Source organism: Micromonospora arida (assembly GCF_042873195.1).
GTDB lineage: Bacteria > Actinomycetota > Actinomycetes > Mycobacteriales > Micromonosporaceae > Micromonospora > Micromonospora arida.
Window position 1 is genome coordinate 271,314 of sequence record NZ_JBIALC010000002.1, and the last position, 21,915, is coordinate 293,228.

Below are 21,915 nucleotides of genomic sequence, written 5' to 3' on the forward strand. Positions count from 1 at the left end.
CCCGCACTGCCGGACATTCCCGGATTTCCGGGCGTCAACCGGCAACTGGTTTGCGCTGCGCGGACCAGATCCACCAGGCTGGTCGCCATGCCCGCCGCCTCGACCACCCTCCGCATGCTCGCCGTGTCGGTCATCGCGTCGCTCACGGTCACCGGCTGTCAGACATTCGAGGACGCCGGAGTCGCCATGGGCCGCTCGGAACTCGTCAACGACCTCGCCGCCCGGCTCGATCGGGCACTGGAGTTGACCTACTCGGCCGACTACCAGTTGCCCGGTGGCCAACGCGCCGCGATCGTGCAGGCGCAGGACCCGGCGCGATCCACGTACACCTATCCGGGCGGGCAACTCACCGTCACCCCGGAGGCCATCACCCGGTGCACGACGACCGGTGCCCGCCCGCAGTGCACGCTGATCACCCCGCCCACCCCGGGCAGCAAGCCCACCGTGACGCTGTTCGGCGAGGCCAACCAGCAGGGCCTCGTCACGCCGCCGGTGGTGGTCGGGCTGCTCACCGCCGCCGCGCTCGACCCACAGGCGGTCATCAAGCAGAGTGACACCACAGTCGCCGGGCACCACGCCGCCTGTGTCGCGGTGCAGAGTTCGTCGTCCGGCGACTTCACCGCCTGCGTGACCACCGAGGGCGTGCTCGGCAGCTTCACCGGGCCGGTCGACGGCAAGCCGATGGAGCTGGCGCTGAGCAACTACTCCGCAGCCGTCGACGAGGGCGCGTTCGAACCGCCCTCCGGCGCCGCCGTCGTCGACCGCCGCCCCGGCGGCTCGTGACCGCCCGCGCCCCTCAGAGACCGAGCAGGGTGCGCAGGTGGCGCGGGGGCGGGCAGTCGTGGGCGAGCATCGCGTCGTGCCAGTCGCGGACCGACACCCCGTCCGGGCGGGCGGCGGCGATCTCGGCCACCTCGCTGTACCCGACGAAGTAGGTGGAGAGCTGGGTCGAGGTCAGTTGGGCGCGCCGCCACTTGCCGGCCGCCTCGCCCTCCTCCTGGAAGCCGCGCCCGGTCATCAACGCCATCGCCTCGGCCTCGGGCAGGTCCTCGGCGTGCACCAACTGGTCGAGGAGCGCGTTGATGGTCATCCGCAGTTGCATCTTGAGCTGCTGCAACCGCACCGGCAGACCGCCGAAGCCGAGCCCCGTCATCACCTCCTCCGCGTAGACCGCCCAGCCCTCGATGAACGGGCCGGACTCGGCCAGCGCGCGGACCCGCGTGCCACCGACGTAGCGGCGAGCATGGGCGAGCTGGAGGAAGTGCCCCGGCATCGCCTCGTGCACCGTGAGGTTGCGGATCATGTGGTCGTTGTATTCGCGGTAGAACGACTCGACCCGCTGCGCCGGCCAGTCCGACGGGGTGGGCGCGATGCAGTAGAAGGTCGGCACGACTGCGGTCTCCAGCGGGCCGGGCGCGTCGCAGTACGCCACCGCGACCCCCCGGGCGAACTCCGGCATCTCCTGGATCACGCACCGGTCGTCGACCACTGTGACCAGGTCGTGTGCGCGGACGAAGTCGGTCGCCTCGTCCAGGGTCACCCCGGCCAGCTCGACGATCGTGGCGTCGTTCGGGTGCTCGGCGGCGAGCAGGTCCAGCGCCCGACGTACTGTCGCGTCGTCGGCCGGGCCACCGACCAGCTCGACGGCCGCCTCACGGATCTCCGCGGTGACCCGGTCCAGGTTGGCCCAGGCGCGACGCTGGATCTCGGCGGCGCCCAACTCGGTGTCGAGGGTGTGCCAGAGCCGGGCCTCCCAGCGACGCCGGCCCAGTCGCGGGTCACGGCCGGGGCCGGCATCGGCGGCCAGGCCCGTGCGCAGCCAGGCGACGAACTCGTCCAGCGCGGCGACAGCGGCGGTGGCCGCCGGCTCGACCCGGTCGAGGTGGCTCGGCGCCTGGGCGAGCAACGCCGGCAGCTCGTCGCGGATCAGCGCGGCAGTGCCGGTGAACTGCCCGACCGCCGTCTCCGCGTGGATGCGCGGCATGTCCCGCAGCGTCGCGCGGGCGGTGGCGAGGGCGTCCGGTACGGCGGCGAGCCGGCCGGCCAGCTGGGTCAGCCGCACGTCCGCGGGGGCGTACGGGCGGGCCAGCAGCGGGTGCAGCAGCGGGCCGGGGTTGTGCCGCAGCGGATCCCACTCGTGCGAGCGGATCTCGGTCAGCTCGAACAGCGCCCGGTCCACGAATGAGGTGAGCAGCGCGTGGTCGACCTGCTCGTCGACGTCGAGCGAGTCCGGGTCCAGTTCGGACAGTGCGTTGGCCGCGTCGGAGAGCATCGCCCGGTCGGCGGTCAACCCGTCGGCGGACAGGTCCGGCAGTCGGTCGTCGAACCGGTGGTCCCCGGCGGCGGTGGCAACCCCCGGCCGCGACTCCAGTAAAGCCTCGACAACCCGCTCAGCCAGCACCCCAAACGCTTCCACCGCCCCACCCTACCGACCGCCCCACCCCCCGCCGTCGGTTCCGCCCACCGCGTCTGCACCAGCGGGTTGATCAAGAGGTTTCCGTCAGGCTCGAGCCGAATCCTGACGCGAACCTCTTGATCACCGGGGGCTGGCGGGTGGGGGTGGGGGTTCGGCTTGGCGGATGGTTTCGGCGTGGGCCAGGGTGGTGCGACGGAGGGCGGCTTCGGGGTCGATGCCCGCCTCGCGGGCCGCTGCCACCCTTGCCAGCAGGTCGGCGCCCAGTCTTGCCTCGGGGTCGGCCTGGGTGTCGGCCGGCGGAGGCGGGACGTCGACGCCCCGGCGGGCGGCCCGGTCCAGGATCTGCGTTGCCAGGGCCAGCGCGGGCTGACTCAGGGCCACGCCGTCCAACACCGAGTGCCGGGCCTTCTCCGCGCGCTTGATCCGCTCCCAGTTCTCGGTGATCTCCTCCAGGGTGCCCGCCTCGGCACCGGCGAAGACGTGCGGATTACGCCGGATCATCTTGTCGACCAGACCACCGGCCACGTCGTCGATGGTCCACCGCTCGTCCTCGGGCAACTCCTCGGCGAGCCGCGCGTGCAGCACCACCTGCAACAACACGTCGCCCAACTCCTCGCGCAGCGCGTCGGTGTCGTCGGCACTGATGGCGTCGTACGCCTCGTAGCTCTCCTCCAGCAGGTAACCGGCGAGGCTACGGTGCGTCTGCGCCCGCTTCCACGGGTCGCCACCCGGAGAGGCCAGTCGATCCAGCACGGCCACCGCGTCGAGCAGCCGGGCACCCGGCGGATCCCACGAGCCGTACATCAACTCCATCTCGGCCAACCCCGGCTGCCGAGCCAGCCGCAGACCCAACTCCCGGGCCAGCGCCTCGTCACCCGCCGGACCGGCCAGCCACACTACCGTGCCGTGCGTCGCCACCGCGTCCAGCAACGGCTGCGTCGCCGGGCCGTCCACCACGGTGACCTCGGCGCCCGCCTGGCGCACGGCCGTGGTCAACTCGCTGTCCGCGCCGGTCAACACCGGGTGTTGGCGTACGACGTCCCAGGCCGCAGCCGTCAACAGGCCGGCGGGCAACCGGGGTGAGGTGACCAGAAGAACGATCCGTGCGGTCATGCTCAGCTGGCCGTGCCCTCGGCCTCCGGCGTCACGGTCGGCCCCTCCGGGGTGGAAATGTCGGTGACCGCGTCGGAGCCCGGCTCACCCAACGGCACGCTCACCGCGGGTGCGTCATCGGCGAAGCTGAGCAGCGGGAATTCAAGCGGACGGTACCGAGGGCTGACGGTGACGTCGTAACGACCGACCGCCTCGGCCAGGATCCGCTTGGTCGCCAGCGCGCCGCGTAGCTGCTCGCCGTCGAGCTGCTGGGCGGCGTCCGCATCGGTCACCTCGGCGGGGATCTTGCCGGCCGCACGCCCGGCGGCGATCACGTCGGCGATCTCCTCCTTGGTCGGCTCGACCGGCTCGGCCGGCAACCCGGACAGGCAGGTGAAGAGCTTCGCCACCTCCCGCACGTGCCCGGTCTCCGGGTCGAGACCGAGCTGCTGGGCGGCCTGGTCGGCCGCCACCTGGCCGCGCGGCTGGTAGTTCTTCTCGGCGGAGAGCTTCTCGCACACCTTGGTCAGCACCATGGTCCGAACCACGTCGGCCACCTCGGGCAGGGCCGGTTGCGGCGCCGCGGGCTGCCCACTGGCGGCTGACTCCGGCGCCGGGTTCTTCGTCCGCAGGTCCTTCATCGCGGTGGAGACCTGAACGTCGGTGATGCGCTGGTCACCGATGTAAGCGGCGATACCAGGCTCAGCACGGCAACCGGAGAGGGCGACGAGGCCGAGCGCCACAGTGGCGACGGCGGCAAGACGGCGAGCACGCATAGCCGTCACTCTCTCACGCCGTCACCCGGGGTTGTGACACCCCCCACCTTCGCTCATCCCACGACCAGGGACGGCGGCGACGCGCTGACCGCCCCTGGTCGAGAGCACACCGCCGGCTCAGGCGCTTGCGGGCCACGGTGACGGCTCAGGCGCTCGCGGCGACGGCGAGTGGGGCGGGAGCACCGAGCACATCGGAGAGCAGTTGCGCGCACCACTGGAGCAGCGCCTGATCACGCAGCGGCTCGCCACCGATCCGACGGGTGGTCGGTCGGGGCACGCTGACCTGGTCGGTGGCCTGCTTGTAGACGGCATCCGGGTGGTAGCGCTTGAGTCGCAACTGCTTCGAGTCCGGTAGGGGCAGCGGGCCGAACCGTACGTGCTTGCCCTGCATCGACACGTCGGTCAGGCCGTAGCGGCGGGCCAGCAGACGGAACCGGGCCACCTCCACCAGGTTCTGCACCGGGGCCGGCGGCTCGCCGTACCGGTCGGTCATCTCGGCGATCACCTCGCCCAGCCGCTCCTCGTCGCGCGCCTCGGCGAGCTTGCGGTACATCTCCAGGCGCAGCCGCTCCACGCTCACGTAGTCGTGTGGCAGGTGCGCGTCGACCGGCAGGTCGATCTTGACATCGGTCTCCTCCTCCGGCCGCTCACCCTTGAACGCGGAGACCGCCTCGCCGACCATCCGCACGTACAGGTCGAAGCCGACGCCCTCGATGTGCCCGGACTGCTCGCCACCGAGCAGGTTGCCGGCGCCCCGAATCTCCAGGTCCTTCATCGCCACGTACATGCCGGCGCCCAACTCGGTGTGCTGGGCGATGGTTGCCAACCGCTCGTGCGCGTGCTCGGTGAGCGGCTTCTCCGGCGGGTAGAGGAAGTAGGCGTACGCCCGCTCCCGGCCCCGACCGACCCGGCCCCGGATCTGGTGCAGCTGGGCCAGGCCGAGCAGGTCGGCCCGCTCCACGATCAGCGTGTTGGCGTTCGGGATGTCGATGCCCGACTCGACGATCGTGGTGCAGACCAGGACGTCGAACTCCTTCTCCCAGAAGCCGACCATGACCTTCTCCAGGGCGTCCTCGCCCATCTGGCCGTGCGCCACCGCGACCCGCGCCTCGGGCACCAGCTCCCGCAGCCGCCGTGCCGCCCGGTCGATCGACTCGACCCGGTTGTGCAGGTAGAAGACCTGCCCGTCGCGGAGCAGCTCACGGTGGATGGACGCGGCCACCTGCCGGTCGTCCTGCGCGCCGACGAAGGTGAGCACCGGGTGCCGCTCCTCCGGCGGGGTGGCGATGGTGGACATCTCCCGGATGCCGGTGATCGCCATCTCCAGGGTGCGCGGGATCGGGGTGGCCGACATGCTGAGCACGTCGACCGACGCACGCAGCGTCTTCAGGTGCTCCTTGTGCTCGACACCGAAGCGCTGCTCCTCGTCGACGATCACCAGACCGAGCTGCTTGAAGCGGGTCGCCGTCTGCAACAGCCGGTGCGTACCGATGACGATGTCGACGGTGCCGTCGGCGACCATCTCCAGCGTCCGCTCGGTCTCCTTCGCCGTCTGGAACCGGGACAGCTGCCGGATCTGGACCGGGAACTGGCTCATCCGCTCGGCGAACGTGTTGTAGTGCTGCTGAACCAGCAGGGTGGTCGGCACCAGCACCGCCACCTGCTTACCGTCCTGCACCGCCTTGAACGCCGCCCGGACCGCGATCTCGGTCTTGCCGTAGCCGACATCACCGCAGATCAGCCGGTCCATCGGAACGGTCTGCTCCATGTCCCGCTTGACCTCGTCGATCGCGGCGAGCTGGTCCGGCGTCTCCTGCCAGGGGAACGCGTCCTCCAGCTCGCGCTGCCACGGGGTGTCCGGGCCGAACGAGTGCCCCTTGGACGCCTTGCGGGCGGCGTAGAGCTGGATGAGCTGCGCGGCGATCTCCCGGACCGCCTTGCGGGCCCGGGCCTTGGACTTCTGCCAGTCCGAGCCGCCCATCTTGTGCAGGGTCGGCTGCTCGCCGCCCACGTAGCGGGAGAGCTGGTCGAGCTGGTCGGTCGGGACGAACAACCGGTCGCCGGGCTGGCCCCGCTTGCTGGCCGCGTACTCGATGACGAGGTATTCCCGGCTGGCGCCGTTGACGGTGCGCTGCACCAGCTCGACGTAGCGGCCGATGCCGTGCTGCTCGTGCACCACGTGGTCGCCGGTCTTCAACTCCAGCGGGTCGATGGTGTTGCGCCGCCGGCTCGGCATCTTGCGCATGTCCCGCGTCGAGGTGCCCCGACCGCCGGTCACGTCGTTGCCGGTGAGCAGCACGAAACGGGACGCCTCGTCGACGAAACCGCTGCTCAGCGCACCACAGGTGACCACCAGCTCGCCGGGGACCGGCGCGGTCGGCACCTCCTCGGTCAACCGGGCACCGAGGCCGGCGTCGCGCAGCACCTCCACCGCCCGCTGGGCGGGGCCGTGCCCCTCGAAGACCAGCGCGATCGACCAACCCTCGCCGGCCCAGCGCTTGAGGTCCTCGACCACCCGCGAGGTCTCGCCGTGATAGAGCGGCGCCGGTTGGGCGGACAGGGTCACCGCGATGGCGTCGTCCGGAGTGACTGCGGCCTGCTCGGGCGCGTCCTCCCAGGGCTGCCGCGTCTCGGCGGTCTCCCCCTGGACGAGACCGAACGGGGACAGCGTCCACCACGGCTGGCCGAGCCTGCCCGCGGCGGCGCGTACCTCGCCGAGGGTGCGGAAGGCGGCGGCGCCGACGTCCACCGGGGCCTGGCCGCCGACCGCTGCGGCGGCCCAGCTGGCCTGCAAGAACTCCTCCGAGGTACGCACCAGGTCGTGCGCCCGCGTGCGGATCCGTTCCGGGTCGCAGAGCAGGACGTGGGTGCCGGCCGGCATGGCGTCCAGCAGCAGCTCCAGTGAGTCGGGGCCGACCAGCACCGGTGCCAGCGACTCCATCCCCTCCACCGGGATGCCCTCGGCCAGCTTGTCGAGGATCTCGGCCAGCTCGGGGTGCTGCTCGGCGAGCGCGGCGGCCCGGTCGCGGACCGCCGGGGTGAGCAGCAGCTCCCGACAGGGAGGTGCCCAGAGCAGCGGAACCTGCTCGATGGTCCGTTGGTCGGCGACGGCGAAGGTGCGGATCTCCTCCACCTCGTCGCCCCAGAACTCGACCCGCGACGGGTGCTCGTCGGTGGGCGGGAAGACGTCCAGGATGCCGCCGCGCACAGCGAACTCACCGCGCTTGGTGACCAGGTCGACCCGGGCGTACGCCATGTCGATCAGCCGGCGGGCGACCTCCTCCAGGTCGGCCTCCTCGCCGGCGGCGAGCTGCACCGGCTCCAGATCGCCGAGCCCCTTCAACTGAGGCTGGAGCAGCGAACGGACCGGGGCCACGACCACTCGCAGTGGCCCGGTGCCGCCGTGCGCGTCGGTCGCCTTCGGGTGGGCCAGCCGGCGCAGCACTGCCAGTCGCCGGCCGACCGTGTCGGAGCGGGGGGACAGCCGCTCGTGCGGCAGGGTCTCCCAGGAGGGGAAGACCACGACCTGCTCGGCCGGCAACAACCCGCCCAGCGCGGCGGCCAGGTCGTCGGCCTCCCGGGTGGTGGCGGTCACCGCCAGCACCGGTCGCCCGGCGCCGTCGTTGTCCGCGGCGACCGCCGCGACGGCGAACGGGCGCAGCGCCGCCGGAGCGGTGATGTCGAGGCCGTCGACCTGGGCGGCACCGGAGCGCGCCAGGTCACGCGCCCGGGTCAGCCCGGGGTCGGCCAGGGCGGCGGTGAACAGACCGGTGAGCAAGGGAAATCCTTCCCGGGGAGTCGACGCACACGACGGCGGCCCCTCGTCCAGTCGGACGGGGGGTGCACGACAGCAAGCCTATCCCCGTCCACCGACACACACCCCCTTCCGCCCAGGTCCGCGCCGCGCGCGCCGCGCACGGCGCCCCGCGCCAAGATCGTGCTCGAACCAGGATGTAGTGGCCTCAGCGGCGCACCGATGCCACTACATCCTGGATGTTGCGCGATCTTGCCTATCGGGCCCTGGCCGCCGCCAGGGATCTTGACCGCCGCCGGCGGGCGTGGTCGGGTTTCGGGATGGGTGAGCAGTGGCGGGCACAGTTCGACGCGGAGGTGAGCTTCGCCAACGGCGGCGGGCTGCGTACCGAGGGGTTCCGGCTGGACATTCCCGGTCGGGAGATCACCGACGACGACCTGGCGGCGTTGTTCGTCCGGCACCTCGGGCTGCTGATGGTCGCCGAGGTTCGGATCAGCGCCAAGACGATCATCGAGGAGCCGCACAAGGGCGGCCGGGGTGTCGCGGTCGACGGATCCGACGCCGATCGTCGGCTGGTCGAGCTGAGCCACGTGATCAGCGACGGCATGACCACCCTGCCGGATTGGCCGGGCCCCCGGATCACCGAGTGGCTGACCTTCGCGGCATCCCGCGAGCGGTACGCACCGGGCACCGAGTTCCACGTGGCCCGAATCGACATGATCGCCAACACCGGCACGTACCTGGACACGCCCGCCCACCGTTGGGCCGGCCGGGACGACCTGACCGGGGTGTCGCTGGACCGTCTCGCCAATCTGCCCGGGGTGGTGGTCCGGGTGCCGGCCGGCATCCGCGCGGTGGACCGGCTGATGCTGGCCCCCTACGAGGTGGCCGGCCAGGCAGTGTTGCTGCACACCGGGTGGGACACGCACTTCGGCACCGAGCGGTACGCCGCGCCGGACGCGCCGTACCTGACCGGGGACGCCGCCCAGGCGCTTGTCGACGCGGGGGCGGCCCTGGTCGGCATCGACTCGATCAACATCGACGACATGAGCCCGGCAGCCGTCGGCGTACGCCCCGCGCACAGCGCACTGCTCGCCGCCGGCATCCCGATCGTGGAGCACCTGACCGGCCTGGACGCGTTGCCGCCGAGCGGGTTCCGGTTCACCGCGGCACCGCCGATGGTGGCCGGCATGGGCACCTTCCCGGTCCGAGCCTTCGCCGTCGTCAACCCCTGACGCCACCCGCCTCTGACGCCACCCGCGACGCCGTCGACGCACGGCCGGCGGCCGGGCCGGTCTCCGTGGCGATCAGTCAGCCGCCCGGCCACCCGTTCCGCCCGCCTGTCCACAAAACCGGCCATAGGCTGACAACGTGGACGAAGAATCGCACGGCACAGCTCGCGACTGGGCACCGCGCAGCATCGGACTGCTCCTCGGCACCCTCGTGCTGGCCACGGCGTTCATCGCGGCCTACGTCGGCGCGTTGCACCAACCCACACCCCGCGACGTGCCGATCGGCGTCGTCTCCGGCGACCAACGCGCCCGGTCGACGCTCGACGCCGTGCGCGGCCAGACCGACATCCTCAAACCCATCGAGTACGACGACCCGGCCGCCGCCGAGGACGGGCTGCTCAGCCGCGCGGTGTACGCCGTGCTCAGCACCGGAGGAGACAACGGCCTGCTCCTCACCGTGGCGAGCGCCTCCGGCCCCTCCGCCACCAGCGCGATCAAGGAGGTCCTCGGCACCGCCACCACCCGCACCGGCACCCCGCTCCAGATCGTCGACGAGGTGCCGGTCACCCCGGCCGACCCGCGCGGGGTGGTGCCCTTCTACCTGAACGTCGGGTACGTGCTCGGCGGCTACCTGGGCTCGACCGTGCTCGGGATATCCGCCGGCACCACCCCCCGTACGGCGCGACGGGCCGGGCTGCGGATCGCCGCCCTGGCGGTCTACAGCGTGCTGCTCGGCATCGCCGGCGCGGTAGTGGTCGGGCCTGTCCTGGACATCTGGCACCACGACGTACCGACGATCGCCGCCATCGGCGCGTTGGCCGTCTTCGCCGCCGCCATGTTCGCCAGCGCCATCCAGGGCTGGCTCGGCGTCGCGGGTACCGCGCTGGTCATCCTGCTGCTGGTGGTGCTCGGCAACCCGGGCTCCGGCGGCATCTACGCACCCGAGTTCCTGCCCGGGGTGCTGCGCGGCATGCACCGCTGGAACATCCCCGGGCTCGCCAACGACCTGACCAAGGCCGCGGTGTACTTCGACTGGCGGTCGGCCGGCTGGCCGGCTGCCGCCCTCGGGATCTGGACGGTGCTCGGAGGGCTCGGGTTGGTCAGCGCGAGCCTGGTCCGAGGTCGCCGGGCCGCCGCCTCCGGCCCCGGGACCACCCGCCCCGGCCCCGCGCGGGACCACGACGGTGGTTGAGATCACTCCGGAAAACACCCTCCCGAGGGCAGTGGATCACCAGGGGGCCCTCCAGACATCCCCGGCACGCGGATACCATCCAGTAAGTCGGACAGCGCTGTCCTTCGTACCCACGTAAGGGAGCGCATCGTGACCGACCAGCACGACCACGACGGCCCGGACGCCGCACTGCGCGCCGACATTCGCCGACTCGGCACCCTGCTCGGCCAGACCCTGGCCCGCCAGGAGGGTCGCCCGCTTCTCGACCTCGTCGAGGAGATCCGCGCCCAGGTCCGCTCCGACGCCCCCGCGGCCGCCCAGCGTCTCGGCGGGCTCGACGTGACCACCGGCACCAAGCTGGCCCGCGCCTTCTCCACCTACTTCCACCTGGCCAACATCACCGAGCAGGTGCACCGGGCACGGGACCTGCGCCGCCGCCGCGCGGTGCAGGGCGGCTGGCTGGACCAGGCCGCCAAGATGATCGCCGAGCGCGGGGTGCCGGCCGAGGAGATCGCCAACGCGGCTCGCCGGCTGGCGGTACGACCGGTCTTCACCGCGCACCCGACCGAGGCGGCCCGTCGCTCGATCCTGTCCAAGTTGCGGGCGATCGCCGACGAGTTGGACACCGAGACCGCCAACGCGATCCTCTACGGCGCCAGCGACGAGGGCCCGGCCAACCGCCGGCTGGCCGAGTTGTTGGACCTGATGTGGCAGACCGACGAGCTGCGGCTCGACCGGCCGGACCCGACCGACGAGGCCCGCAACGCCATCTACTACCTGCGCGACCTGTACGCCGAGGCCGCCCCGCAGGTGCTCGACGACCTGGCCGACACGTTACGCACGCTCGGCGTGGAGACCTCACCGACGGCCCGGCCGCTGAGCTTCGGCACCTGGATCGGCGGCGACCGCGACGGCAACCCGTTCGTCACCCCGGCGGTCACCCGCGAGGTGCTGACCATCCAGCACGAGCACGGCATCGCGGCCACCGAGAAGGCGATGGACCACCTGATCAACGAGGTCTCGGTGTCCCGCCGACTGCGCGGGGTGTCCCTGGACCTCTCCGCCAGCCTCGCCGCCGACCTGGACGCGCTGCCCGAGGTGGCGCAGCGCTTCCGCCGGGTCAACGCGGAGGAGCCGTACCGGCTCAAGGCACGCTGCGTGAAGGCGAAGCTCGCCAACACCCGGCTGAGGTTGCGCCAGGGCACGGCGCACGTACCGGGCCGGGACTACCGGGGCTCCGCCGAACTGATCGCCGACCTGGACCTGCTGCGCGCCTCGCTGGCCCGCAACTCCGGGCAGCTCACCGCGGTCGGCCGGCTGGCCTCCACCATCCGTACGGTCTCCGCGTTCGGCCTGCACCTGGCCACCATGGACGTCCGGGAGCACGCCGAGGCGCACCACGCGGTGCTCGCGCAGCTCTACGAGGCGGTCGGCGAGGTCTCCGACTACCCGGCGCTCACCCGGCTGGAACGCACCAAGCTGCTCGCCGACGAGCTGACCGGTCGTCGCCCGCTGTCGACGGTGGACACGTCGCTGTCCGAGCCGGCCCGCAAGACGTTCGACGTGTTCGGGACCATCCGGGAGGCACAGGACCGGTTCGGCGCCGAGGTGATCGAGTCGTACATCATCTCGATGACCCTGGGTGTCGACGACGTGCTGGCCGCCGTGGTGCTGGCCCGCGAGGCCGGCCTGGTGGACGTGCACAGCGGGCGGGCCCGGATCGGGTTCGTGCCCCTCCTGGAGACCCCGGCCGAGTTGAACTCCGGCGGCGAGCTCCTCGACGAGCTGCTGTCGCTGCCCGCGTACCGGGCGCTGGTGACGGCGCGGGGTGACGTGCAGGAGGTCATGCTCGGCTACTCCGACTCGAACAAGGAAGCCGGGATCACCACCAGCCAGTGGTCGATCCACCGGGCGCAGCGCGCGCTGCGCGACGTGGCCGCCCGGCACGGTGTGCACCTGCGGCTGTTCCACGGCCGGGGCGGCACGGTCGGGCGCGGCGGCGGGCCGACGCACGAGGCGATCCTGGCGCAGCCGTACGGCACCATGGACGGCGCGATCAAGGTGACCGAGCAGGGCGAGGTGATCTCCGACAAGTACACCCTGCCCTCGCTGGCCCGGGAGAACCTGGAGCTCACCCTCGCCGCGGTGCTCCAGGCGACCCTGCTGCACACCGCACCCCGGCAGCCGGCCGAGATGTTGGAGCGCTGGGACGCGACGATGGACGTGGTTTCCGAGTCGGCGTTCCGGTCCTACCGGTCGCTGGTGGAGGATCCGGACCTGCCCGCGTACTTCTGGGCGTCCACCCCCACCGAGCTGCTCGGCGCCCTGAACATCGGCTCCCGGCCGGCGAAGCGCCCGAACACCGGTGCCGGGCTGTCCGGGCTGCGGGCCATCCCGTGGGTGTTCGGTTGGACGCAGACCCGGCAGATCGTGCCGGGCTGGTTCGGCGTCGGCTCCGGGCTGGCCGCCGCCCGCGAGGCGGGGTTGGCGGACGTGCTGGCCGAGATGCACCGCAACTGGCACTTCTTCCGCACGTTCCTGTCGAACGTCGAGATGATGCTCACCAAGACCGACCTGAGCATCGCTCGCCGGTACGTCGAGACGCTGGTGCCGAAGAAGCTGCACCCGATCTTCGAGCAGATCGAGCAGGAGTACGAGCTGACCAAGCGGGAGGTGCTGGCGATCACCGCCGCACCGGCCCTGCTGGAGAACTCGCCGGTGCTCCAGCGCACCCTGGCCGTCCGCGACACCTACCTGGAGCCGCTGCACCATCTCCAGGTGGCGCTGCTGCGGCAGTACCGGGAGTCGGGCGCCGCCGGACGGGCGATCGCCACCGCCCCGGGCGGCCGACGCGCACCGAGCGACGGCACCGCCCTGGAACGCGCGCTGCTCACCACCGTGAACGGCATCGCCGCCGGGATGCGCAACACCGGCTGATCAACAGGTACGGAAACGGGCCCCGGTCGCTGCGACCGGGGCCCGTTGTCGTAGCTCTGAACGACGATCAGAAGTCGCCGCCGCCGAAGTCCCCGCCCCCGAAGTCGCCGCCGCCGAAGTCGCCACCACCGAAGTCCCCACCGGCGTAGTCGCCGCCGCCGAAGTCCCCACCCTGGTCGCCGCCGCCGAAGTCACCGCCCTGGTCGCCGCCCTGATCGACACCGTCACCGAAGCCCTCCTGGTAGCCGGCGTCGTAGCCGTACCCCGGGTCGGCGAAGGCGGGAGAGAAGAGCGCGTCGGCGATCAGGATGCCGCCGAGGACACCAGCGCCGGCACCCAACGCCGTCTTCCACCAGGGCGTCGAATACCAGCCGGCGGGCACCGGGCGACCCTGATAACGCCCGCCGGGGTAGTAGTAGGGCGTTTCTCGGCCGGGTTGCGGCCCGGCCCGGAAGGTCTGCCCCTGCACATCGACCTCGCGCTCCTTGGTGAGCTGCCCGACGCCGCGGGCGGCGGCCAGGGTCGGCACCTCGGGGCCCGGATCGATGCCCAGCGCCGTACGCGCCGCCCGGATGTACGCCAAACCCTCCAGCGCGGTCTCCCGGGCCAGCCCGAACTGGTGCGGCGTGGACGCCTGTTCCAGCTGGGAGCCCGCCGCGTTGTACCGCTCACCGGCGTCGGCCAGCGCCTGGCGTACCGCTGGGTCGTCGCCGTGCAGGTTCATCAACTGGCCGCCGAGGCGCTCGTACCACCGCTGCGCCTCCGCGCGGGCGTCCCCGAGCTCGGTGCGCCGACGAGCACCGGCCTGAGCGCGGACGAGCGCGGCGGCGCCCAGCGCGCCGACCAGGACAACGGCGAGGCAGAGCACAAGTTCCATGTCATCGAACGTACCCCCGGGTCGCACGTCGTATCCGTCTGGCAAGCTCCGGTGATGGACGTCTCGACCCTGCTCCTGGTGATCGTGTGCCTCGGCGCCGGCGGGGCGGTGGGCTGGCTCGCGGCCCGGTCCCGGTCGGCCGCTGACATCGCCCGCCTGGATGCCACCCTGGCCGCCACCCGGGAGGGCGAGGGTCGGCTGGAGCAGTCAATGCGGGCGTTGAGCTACGAGGCCACCGCGCAGTCCCAGGAGGCGGTGGCCCGGGCGGTCGCGCCGCTGCACGACACCCTGCGCCGCTACGAGCAGCGGGTGGCCGAGCTGGAGCACGACCGCGTCGACGCGTACGCCGAGCTGCGTGAGCAGGTCCGCTCGATGACCGCGGTCTCCGGTGAGCTGCGCACCGAGACCAAGCAGTTGGTGGCGGCGCTGCGCGCACCGCAGGTGCGGGGCCGCTGGGGCGAGCACCAGCTGCGCCGGATCGTCGAGGCTGCCGGCATGCTGGAGCACTGCGACTTCTCCGAGCAGGTCACCGCCACCACGGACCAGCAGGTCGTCCGACCAGATCTGGTGGTCCGCCTGCACGGCGGCCGCTCGGTGGTGGTGGACGCCAAGGCCCCGTTCGACGCGTACCTGACAGCCATGGAGGCCCGCGACGAGCGCGGCCGGGACACCCACCTCGATGCGCACGCGCGGCACCTGCGGGGGCACGTCGACGCCCTGGCCGCCAAGTCGTACTGGTCGGCTTTCGACAACTCACCCGAGTTCGTGGTGCTGTTCGTCCCCGCCGATCCGTTCCTCGACGTCGCGCTCCAGCGGGACCCGACGCTGCTGGAGCACGCCTTCACCCGCAACGTGGTGCTCGCCACGCCGGCCACGCTGGTCGCGCTTCTCCGCACGGTGGCCTACTCCTGGCGGCAGGAGGCACTGGCCCGCAACGCGCTCGCCGTGCACACCCTCGCCCGGGAGCTGTACGGCCGGCTCTCCACCCTCGGCGACCACGTGGGCAAGCTCGGGTCCTCGTTGGCCGGTGCGGTGACCGCCTACAACCGGGCGGTCGGCTCGCTGGAGGCCCGGGTGCTGGTCAGCGCCCGCAAACTCGCCGAGTTGGGCGTCTCGGACGACGAGTTGGCCACCCCGGCCCAGGTCGAGTTGGCGCCCCGGCAACCGCAGGCCCCCGAGCTGGCCGATCCGGCCGGCGACGAGGTCTCGAACCGCTCACCGAGCATGTGACAGTGGGTATGCCCGCATGTCACGAAGTGGTCACAAGGGACTGACCAGTAGTGACAGTGCTCGTCGATACCACGAAAGATTCTGCTCACCCGAGCGCCCTTCTCTGAGGGCGCCTTGTTCTCTGGAGGTAAAGAGAACGTGAGCAGACTTCGAAACCTGAGCCGGCGCACCTCAGCCGCGCTCTTCGCGTCGGTCCTGGCGGCGAGCGCCATGACGACGATCGGTGGTGCCGCCACCGCGACCGCCGCTCCCGCCACCACACCGGACCCTTCCTCGGCCACCGCCGCCGAGACGCTGGGCGCCCACGACGCCAAACTGCTCAGCGAGGCCCGCGCCAAGAAGGCCCCGACCGTCACCCTGATCGTCGCCACCGAAAAGGGTGAGGCAGGGGACGTCGCGGACAGCCTCACCAAGCTCGGCGGCACGGTCAGCCAGCGGCAGGACCGGGTCGGCTTCGTGTTGGCCAAGGTCCCGACCGACCGGGTCCTCAAGGCGGCACGGCTGCCCGGCGTCTCGGCCGTCGACCTGGACGAGGTCATCCAACTGCCGGACCCTGCCCCGGAGAACACCCCCACCGGCACCGCCGGCGCGCGGCAGGCCACCGTCGGGGCACCGGGAGAGACCACCCCGGCCGACAACCCCTACATGCCGACGAACGAGACCGGCGCGGTGGCGTTCACCGCGGCCCACCCCGAGTGGGACGGCCGAGGCGTCACGATCGGCATCATGGACTCCGGTGTGGACCTTGCCCACCCGGCGTTGCAGCAGACCACCACCGGCGAGCGCAAGATCGTCGACTGGGTCACCGCGACCGATCCGCTGGAGGACGGCTCGTGGCGGCGGATGCAGGCCGAGGTCACCGGCCCGTCGTTCACCATCGCTGGCGGCACCTGGACTGCGCCGGCCGGCGCGTACCGGTTCAACCTGTTCAGCGAGTCGGTCACCACCGCGAGCGACGCCCGCGGTGACGTCAACCGCGACGGCGACACGACCGACACCTGGGGTGTGCTCTTCGACCCGGCCACCAACAACATCCGGGTGGACGCCAACCAGAACCTCAACTTCACCGACGACCCGATCATGCGGCCGTACAAGGAGAAGTACGACATCGGCTACTTCGGTACCGACAACCCGGCGACCCCGGTCGCCGAGCGGCAGCCCTTCGTCGTCGAGTTCCGCAAGAACGTGAACACCACGCCGATCGGGCTGCCGGGCACCTACGACTACGTCAACATCGGCATCGTCGAGAGCACCCACGGCACCCACGTCGCCGGCATCACCGCCGCCAACGACATGCTCGGCAACGGGGCCTTCGACGGCGCCGCGCCCGGCGCGAAGCTGGTCTCCGCCCGCGCCTGCTCCTGGGGCGGCGGCTGTACCGCGGCGGCCCTCACCACCGGCATGATCGACCTGGTGGCCAACCGTGGCGTCGACATCGTCAACATGTCGATCGGTGGCCTTCCGGGCCTGAACGACGGCAACAACGCGCGGACCAACCTCTACAACGAACTGATCGAGACGTACGGCGTGCAGTTGGTCATCTCGGCCGGCAACTCCGGCCCGGGTCTCAACACCGTCGGCGACCCGTCGGTGGCCAGCAACGTGATCAGCGTTGCCGCCAACATCAGCAAGGACACCTGGCTGGCCAACTACGGCTCGGTCGTCAAGAAGAAGAACGCCCTGTTCAACTTCTCCTCCCGTGGCCCGCGCGAGGACGGCGGCTTCAAGCCGAACATCGCCGCCCCCGGCTCGGCCATCTCCACCGCACCGACCTGGCAGCTCGGCGCCCCGGTCCCCGAGGCCGGATACGCGCTGCCCCCGGGCTACGCGATGCTCAACGGCACCTCGATGGCGTCTCCGCAGACCGCCGGCGCCGGCGCGTTGCTGCTGTCGGCCGCCAAGGCCACCGACCGGGGCGTCAGCCCGGCGGCACTGCGGCGGGCCCTGTTCAGCTCCGCCAAGCCGATCGCGGACGTGCCGACGTACGCGCAGGGCTACGGCATGGTCAACGTTCCGGGCGCCTGGCAGCTGCTGCGCCAGGGCGTCGAAACCCGGTCGTACGTCTCCGACGCGCCGGTCTGCAGCCCGCTGGCGGAGCAGCTGACCATCTGGAACGGTGTGAAGTTCGTGCCGAACCCGGGTCGGGGCACCGGCGTCTACAACCGCTGCACCTCGGCCGAGGGCGGCCACAAGATCGGCCAGAGCAAGACGTACCCGGTCAAGCTCACCCGCACCAGCGGCCCGGCCGGCACCATCAAGCACAACATCACGCTCCAGGGCAACGACGGCACCTTCAAGGCGCCGAAGACCGTCGCGTTGCCGCTCAACAAGGCCGTCACCGTCAGCGTCACCGCCAAGCCGGCCACCGAGGGTGCGCACGGCGCGATCGTGCGGATCGACGACCCGGCCACCAACGTTGTCGACTTCGAGGTGTCCACCGTGGTGGTGGCCTCGAACGACGTGAAGAAGCCCAACTTCTCGTACGCCAACGAGGGCTCGGTCGACCGCAACGGCTTCACGTCGTACTTCGTCACGGTGCCGCAGGGTGCCAAGGCCCTCCAGGTGAACCTCTCCGGGATCGCGACCGGTTCGCAGACCCGGTTCATCGCGATCAACCCGCTGGGTGTGCCGGTGGAGAGCACCGCGAGCACCGCCTGCTACACCAACTTCTCCGACGTCAACGTCTGCAAGCCGCAGGAGCGTGACTACCAGAACCCGCTTCCCGGGGTCTGGGAGATCGAGGTGGAGTCGCGGCGCACGTCACCGGCGCTGAACAACCCGTTCAAGCTCCAGGCGCGGGTGCAGGGCCTGACGGTCGAGCCGGCGCTGGTCGAGCTGCCCAGTGTCGAGGCCGGCGAGCCGACCCCGGTGAGCTGGAAGGTCACCAACGCCTTCGGTCCGGTCTCGGTCAGCGGCCGCAGTGGCGCGCTGACCGGTGTGCGGACCGAGCGTCCGACCATCACCGAGGGCGGTCCCAACCAGGAGTGGACCGTCGAGATCCCGGCGGGTACGTCGACGTTCACCGCCCGGATCGGCAACCCCGCCAACGCGGGAGCCGACCTGGACCTGTTCGTCTACCGGGGCACCACCGAGGTCGGCCGGGCCGCGGACGGCGACTCGGAGGAGGCGGTCACGCTGACCAACCCGGCCGCCGGCACCTACCGCGTCGTGGTGGAGCCGTACGGGGTTGACGGGCCGGGGACCAGCACCGCCTACGACTACTACGACGCGTTCGCGTCCGCGTCGCTGGGCACGATCACCGCCCCGGCCACCGCGGTGCCGCTGATGCACGGCGAGTCGGCCACCATCACCGGCACGGTGACCGCGGTGGCCGTTCCGGCCGACGGGCGTCAGCTCTCCGGTGAGCTGGCGATCGTCACCAGCGAGGGTGCGATCGTGGGTCGTGGCAACGTGTCCATCGGTGCCGTGAACTGATCCGCTCGTGACACCGGCGGGAGCCCGTCCCCACGTTCGGGGGCGGGCTCCCGCGTGTCAGGGGTGAGTGGTCAGGACCGGTGGGCGGCCGTGACGACGAACGGGGTGCCCTGCTGGCAGGTGGTCATCATGCCGGGCTCCACCCGGCCGGTGACCTCGACCCGCGCGCCCGGCATCAACACGTCACGGGGGCCGCCGAGCAGCAGGTAACCGTCGAGCAGTACGCACCCGGGCTCCACGCCGCTCTGCAGGGTGCCGCTCAGGGTGGTGGCTCCGACGCCCGGCGGCGTGCTCGGGCCGCCCGGCTTCGGGGTCTTCACCCCGGGCGGCACGGTCGGGGTGCCGGTCGTCGGCGAGGGCGTCGGGTCGGGCGTGGGCTGGCTGGTCACCGGCTGCGCTCCCGTCGGTGTCGGGGTGGGTGTGCCGCCCCCGACACCCTGGCCGCCGCAGGCGCTCAGCGCCACGCAGACGGCCAGCGCGGGGACGGCGAGCCGAAGAGTCCTCATGCCGAATCTGACGTACGCCGAACCGAGTTCGTTCCCCTGCTTCAGCCGCGCGCCGCAGCGGCCTTCATGTCCCGCCTCAGCTCCTGCGGAAGCGAGAAGGTGAGCCGCTCGTTGGCGGTGGTGATCTCCTCGACGTCGGCGAAGCCGCGGGCGGCGAGGTGGACCAGCACCTCCTGGACCAGGTCGTCCGGGACGCTCGCACCCGAGGTCAGACCGACCGTGGTGGCCCCCTCCAGCCAGGCGTCGTCGATCTCGTGGGCGAAGTCGACCAGGTGACCGGCGCGGGCGCCGGCGTCCAGGGCGACCTCTACCAGGCGGACCGAGTTGGAGGAGTTCGTCGAGCCGACCACGATCACCACGTCACAGTCGGCGGCGATCTCCTTGACCACGTGCTGCCGGTTGGAGGTGGCGTAGCAGATGTCGTCGCTGGGCGGGGACTGCAACAGCGGCAGCCGCTGCTTGAGGCGGGCCACCGTCTCCAGCGTCTCGTCGACCGAGAGCGTGGTCTGGGAGAGCCAGACCACCTTCTCCGGATCACGTACGGTGATCTTGTCGGCGCCGTCCGGGCCGTCCACCAGCTGAATGTGCGCGGGGGCCTCACCGGCGGTGCCGATGACCTCTTCGTGCCCCTCGTGGCCGATGAGCAGGATGTCGTAGTCCTCGGCCGCGAAGCGCCGCGCCTCGTGGTGCACCTTGGTGACCAGCGGACAGGTCGCGTCGATCGCCTTGAGCGACCGCGCCTTGGCCTGCTCGTGGACCTCCGGCGCCACACCGTGCGCGGAGAAGACGACGGTGGCGCCCTCCGGCACCTCCTCGTTCTCCTCCACGAAGATCGCGCCCTGGGCCTCCAGGGTCTGCACCACGTGCTTGTTGTGCACGATCTGCTTGCGCACGTAGATCGGGGCGCCGTAGAGCTTCAGCGCCTCCTCCACGGTCTGCACCGCGCGGTCGACACCCGCGCAGTAGCCGCGGGGCTTGGCCAGGAGCACGCGCTTGCCGGTCCGGTGAGTCGCCTGAGCCTCAGTCACCACCCCATCGTACGTGCCGCCCTCCCATCCGGCACCGGCCCGCAACCCACCCCGACCCCACCCCCAGCCGCCGGTGATCAAGAGGTTTGCGTCAGAAACGCGCCCAACGCCGACGCAAACCTCTTGATCACCGGGGAGGTCCGTAGGGTGGGCGGGTGAGCGAGGGTGGGCGGGCGGGAAGCGGCGGAAGCGGCGGGAGCGGCGGCGGGGGCGGCGGGGGCGGGGGCGGCGGGGCGAGCAGCGCTGAGGAGCCTTGGCCGGTACGGGTGGTCAGCCAGAAGGTGGGGGCCTGGATCGCCAAGCTGGGCTGGGTGTGGGTGGACGGGCAGGTCGCGCAGATCAGCCGCCGCCCCGGGGCCAGCACGGTCTTCCTCACCCTGCGTGACCCATCGGCCGACCTGAGCCTGACCGTCACCACCAACCGGGACGTCCTGGACTCCGGCGCGCCGGAGCTACGCGAGGGCGCACGTGTGGTGCTGCACGCCAAGCCCGAGTTCTACGCCGCCCGGGGCACGCTGAGCCTGCGGGCCGACGAGATTCGCCAGGTGGGGCTCGGGGAGTTGCTGGCCCGACTGGAGAAGCTCAAGAAGCTGCTCGCCGCCGAAGGGCTCTTCGACCGCGCCCGCAAGCGTCGACTGCCGTTCCTGCCCGGCCGGATCGGGCTCATCACCGGTCGTGCGTCGGCGGCGGAGCGGGACGTGCTGACAAATGCCCGGCGGCGCTGGCCGGCGGTGGAGTTCCGGACGGTCAACGTGGCAGTGCAGGGCCCGTCCGCGGTGCCACAGATCGTCGACGCGCTCAAGGTGCTGGACGCCGACCCGAGCATCGACGTGATCATCATCGCCCGGGGTGGCGGCGGCATCGAGGACCTGCTGCCCTTCTCCGACGAGGCACTCTGCCGCGCGGTGTTCGGCTGTCGTACGCCGGTGGTCAGCGCGATCGGCCACGAGACGGACGCGCCCTTGATCGACTACGTCGCCGATGTCCGTGCCTCCACCCCGACCGACGCGGCGAAGCGGGTCGTCCCTGACCTCACCGAGGAGGTACGCCTCATCGGTCAGGCCCGGCACCGCCTCGAACGGGCGGTACGCAACCTGGTCGACCGGGAGACGCACCGGCTCGACGGGCTGCGTTCCCGGCCGGTGCTGGCCCGGCCGCAGGTGATGGTGGAGCATCGGGCGACCGAGCTGACCGCGTTGCGTCAGCGGGCCGGCCGCTGCCTGGAGCATCGGCTCACCGCCGCCGAGGATGACCTGCGGCACACCCTCGCCCGCCTGCGCGCCCTCTCCCCCGCCGCCACCCTCGACCGGGGGTACGCGATCGTGCAGCGCGCGGATGGCCACGTGGTCCGCGCGGCGGCGGAGGTCGGCAAGGGCGACCCGCTGCGGGTACGACTGGCCGACGGCGAGCTGGCCGCGACGGTCGATGGCTGAGTGGCGACGCGGCGCGGTGGGGAGTGGT

Annotated in this window: 14 protein-coding genes; 7 read left to right on the forward strand and 7 right to left on the reverse strand. The window is 71.7% G+C overall.

Features of this window, described 5'->3' with window-relative positions; translation table 11 throughout:
* Positions 1-87 precede the first annotated feature (87 nt).
* Positions 88-783 carry a hypothetical protein gene (locus tag ACFYP0_RS07900; protein ID WP_355493947.1) on the forward strand — a complete coding sequence of 232 codons (696 nt, stop codon included), beginning with the start codon at positions 88-90 and terminating at the stop codon, positions 781-783.
* 13 nt (positions 784-796) lie between these two features.
* On the opposite strand, the gene ACFYP0_RS07905 is transcribed toward ACFYP0_RS07900, so the two are convergent.
* The 4 genes from ACFYP0_RS07905 to mfd form a co-directional block, all read right to left on the reverse strand.
* Positions 797-2,416 (reverse strand): DUF885 domain-containing protein, encoded by a 1,620-nt coding sequence (locus ACFYP0_RS07905; protein ID WP_355493946.1) that lies wholly within the window; start codon positions 2,414-2,416, stop codon positions 797-799.
* 120 nt (positions 2,417-2,536) lie between these two features.
* Complete coding sequence (locus ACFYP0_RS07910) at positions 2,537-3,529, reverse strand: nucleoside triphosphate pyrophosphohydrolase (RefSeq protein WP_355493945.1); 993 nt, start codon at positions 3,527-3,529, stop codon at positions 2,537-2,539.
* 2 nt (positions 3,530-3,531) lie between these two features.
* Positions 3,532-4,284, reverse strand: coding sequence for a hypothetical protein (locus ACFYP0_RS07915; RefSeq protein ID WP_124860007.1), 753 nt, complete (start codon positions 4,282-4,284; stop codon positions 3,532-3,534).
* Positions 4,285-4,429: 145 nt separating this feature from the next.
* Positions 4,430-8,062, reverse strand: a complete 3,633-nt coding sequence (gene mfd, locus ACFYP0_RS07920; RefSeq protein WP_386995064.1) for a transcription-repair coupling factor — start codon at positions 8,060-8,062, stop codon at positions 4,430-4,432.
* Between the two features lie 296 nt (positions 8,063-8,358).
* On the opposite strand from mfd, the gene ACFYP0_RS07925 reads away from it, so the two are divergent.
* The 3 genes from ACFYP0_RS07925 to ppc all read left to right on the forward strand — a co-directional run bounded on the left by ACFYP0_RS07925 (position 8,359) and on the right by ppc (position 13,378).
* Positions 8,359-9,273, forward strand: a complete 915-nt coding sequence (locus ACFYP0_RS07925) for a cyclase family protein (protein ID WP_356977967.1) — start codon at positions 8,359-8,361, stop codon at positions 9,271-9,273.
* 136 nt (positions 9,274-9,409) lie between these two features.
* Positions 9,410-10,462, forward strand: coding sequence for a hypothetical protein (locus tag ACFYP0_RS07930; RefSeq protein WP_386995066.1), 1,053 nt, complete (start codon positions 9,410-9,412; stop codon positions 10,460-10,462).
* A gap of 129 nt (positions 10,463-10,591) precedes the next feature.
* Positions 10,592-13,378 carry a phosphoenolpyruvate carboxylase gene (gene ppc, locus ACFYP0_RS07935; protein WP_124859999.1) on the forward strand — a complete coding sequence of 929 codons (2,787 nt, stop codon included), beginning with the start codon at positions 10,592-10,594 and terminating at the stop codon, positions 13,376-13,378.
* Positions 13,379-13,445: 67 nt separating this feature from the next.
* Here the strand turns inward: ppc and ACFYP0_RS07940 are convergent, their stop codons facing one another.
* Positions 13,446-14,255, reverse strand: coding sequence for a hypothetical protein (locus ACFYP0_RS07940; protein WP_356977963.1), 810 nt, complete (start codon positions 14,253-14,255; stop codon positions 13,446-13,448).
* A gap of 54 nt (positions 14,256-14,309) precedes the next feature.
* Here ACFYP0_RS07940 and rmuC point away from each other — a divergent pair, with 54 nt between their 5' ends.
* Positions 14,310-15,485 (forward strand): DNA recombination protein RmuC, encoded by a 1,176-nt coding sequence (gene rmuC, locus ACFYP0_RS07945; protein ID WP_356977961.1) that lies wholly within the window; start codon positions 14,310-14,312, stop codon positions 15,483-15,485.
* 138 nt (positions 15,486-15,623) lie between these two features.
* The gene (locus tag ACFYP0_RS07950) at positions 15,624-18,920 is read left to right on the forward strand and encodes a S8 family serine peptidase (RefSeq protein ID WP_355493942.1); all 3,297 of its coding nucleotides are present in this window, start codon (positions 15,624-15,626) and stop codon (positions 18,918-18,920) included.
* 71 nt (positions 18,921-18,991) lie between these two features.
* On the opposite strand, the gene ACFYP0_RS07955 is transcribed toward ACFYP0_RS07950, so the two are convergent.
* Complete coding sequence (locus ACFYP0_RS07955; protein ID WP_356977959.1) at positions 18,992-19,426, reverse strand: hypothetical protein; 435 nt, start codon at positions 19,424-19,426, stop codon at positions 18,992-18,994.
* 41 nt (positions 19,427-19,467) lie between these two features.
* The gene (locus ACFYP0_RS07960; protein ID WP_091397205.1) at positions 19,468-20,454 is read right to left on the reverse strand and encodes a 4-hydroxy-3-methylbut-2-enyl diphosphate reductase; all 987 of its coding nucleotides are present in this window, start codon (positions 20,452-20,454) and stop codon (positions 19,468-19,470) included.
* Positions 20,455-20,720: 266 nt separating this feature from the next.
* Between ACFYP0_RS07960 and xseA the strand changes: the two genes are divergently transcribed.
* On the forward strand, positions 20,721-21,887 hold the full coding sequence (gene xseA, locus ACFYP0_RS07965) for an exodeoxyribonuclease VII large subunit (RefSeq protein WP_355493964.1): 1,167 nt from the start codon (positions 20,721-20,723) through the stop codon (positions 21,885-21,887).
* Positions 21,888-21,915: the final 28 nt, after the last annotated feature.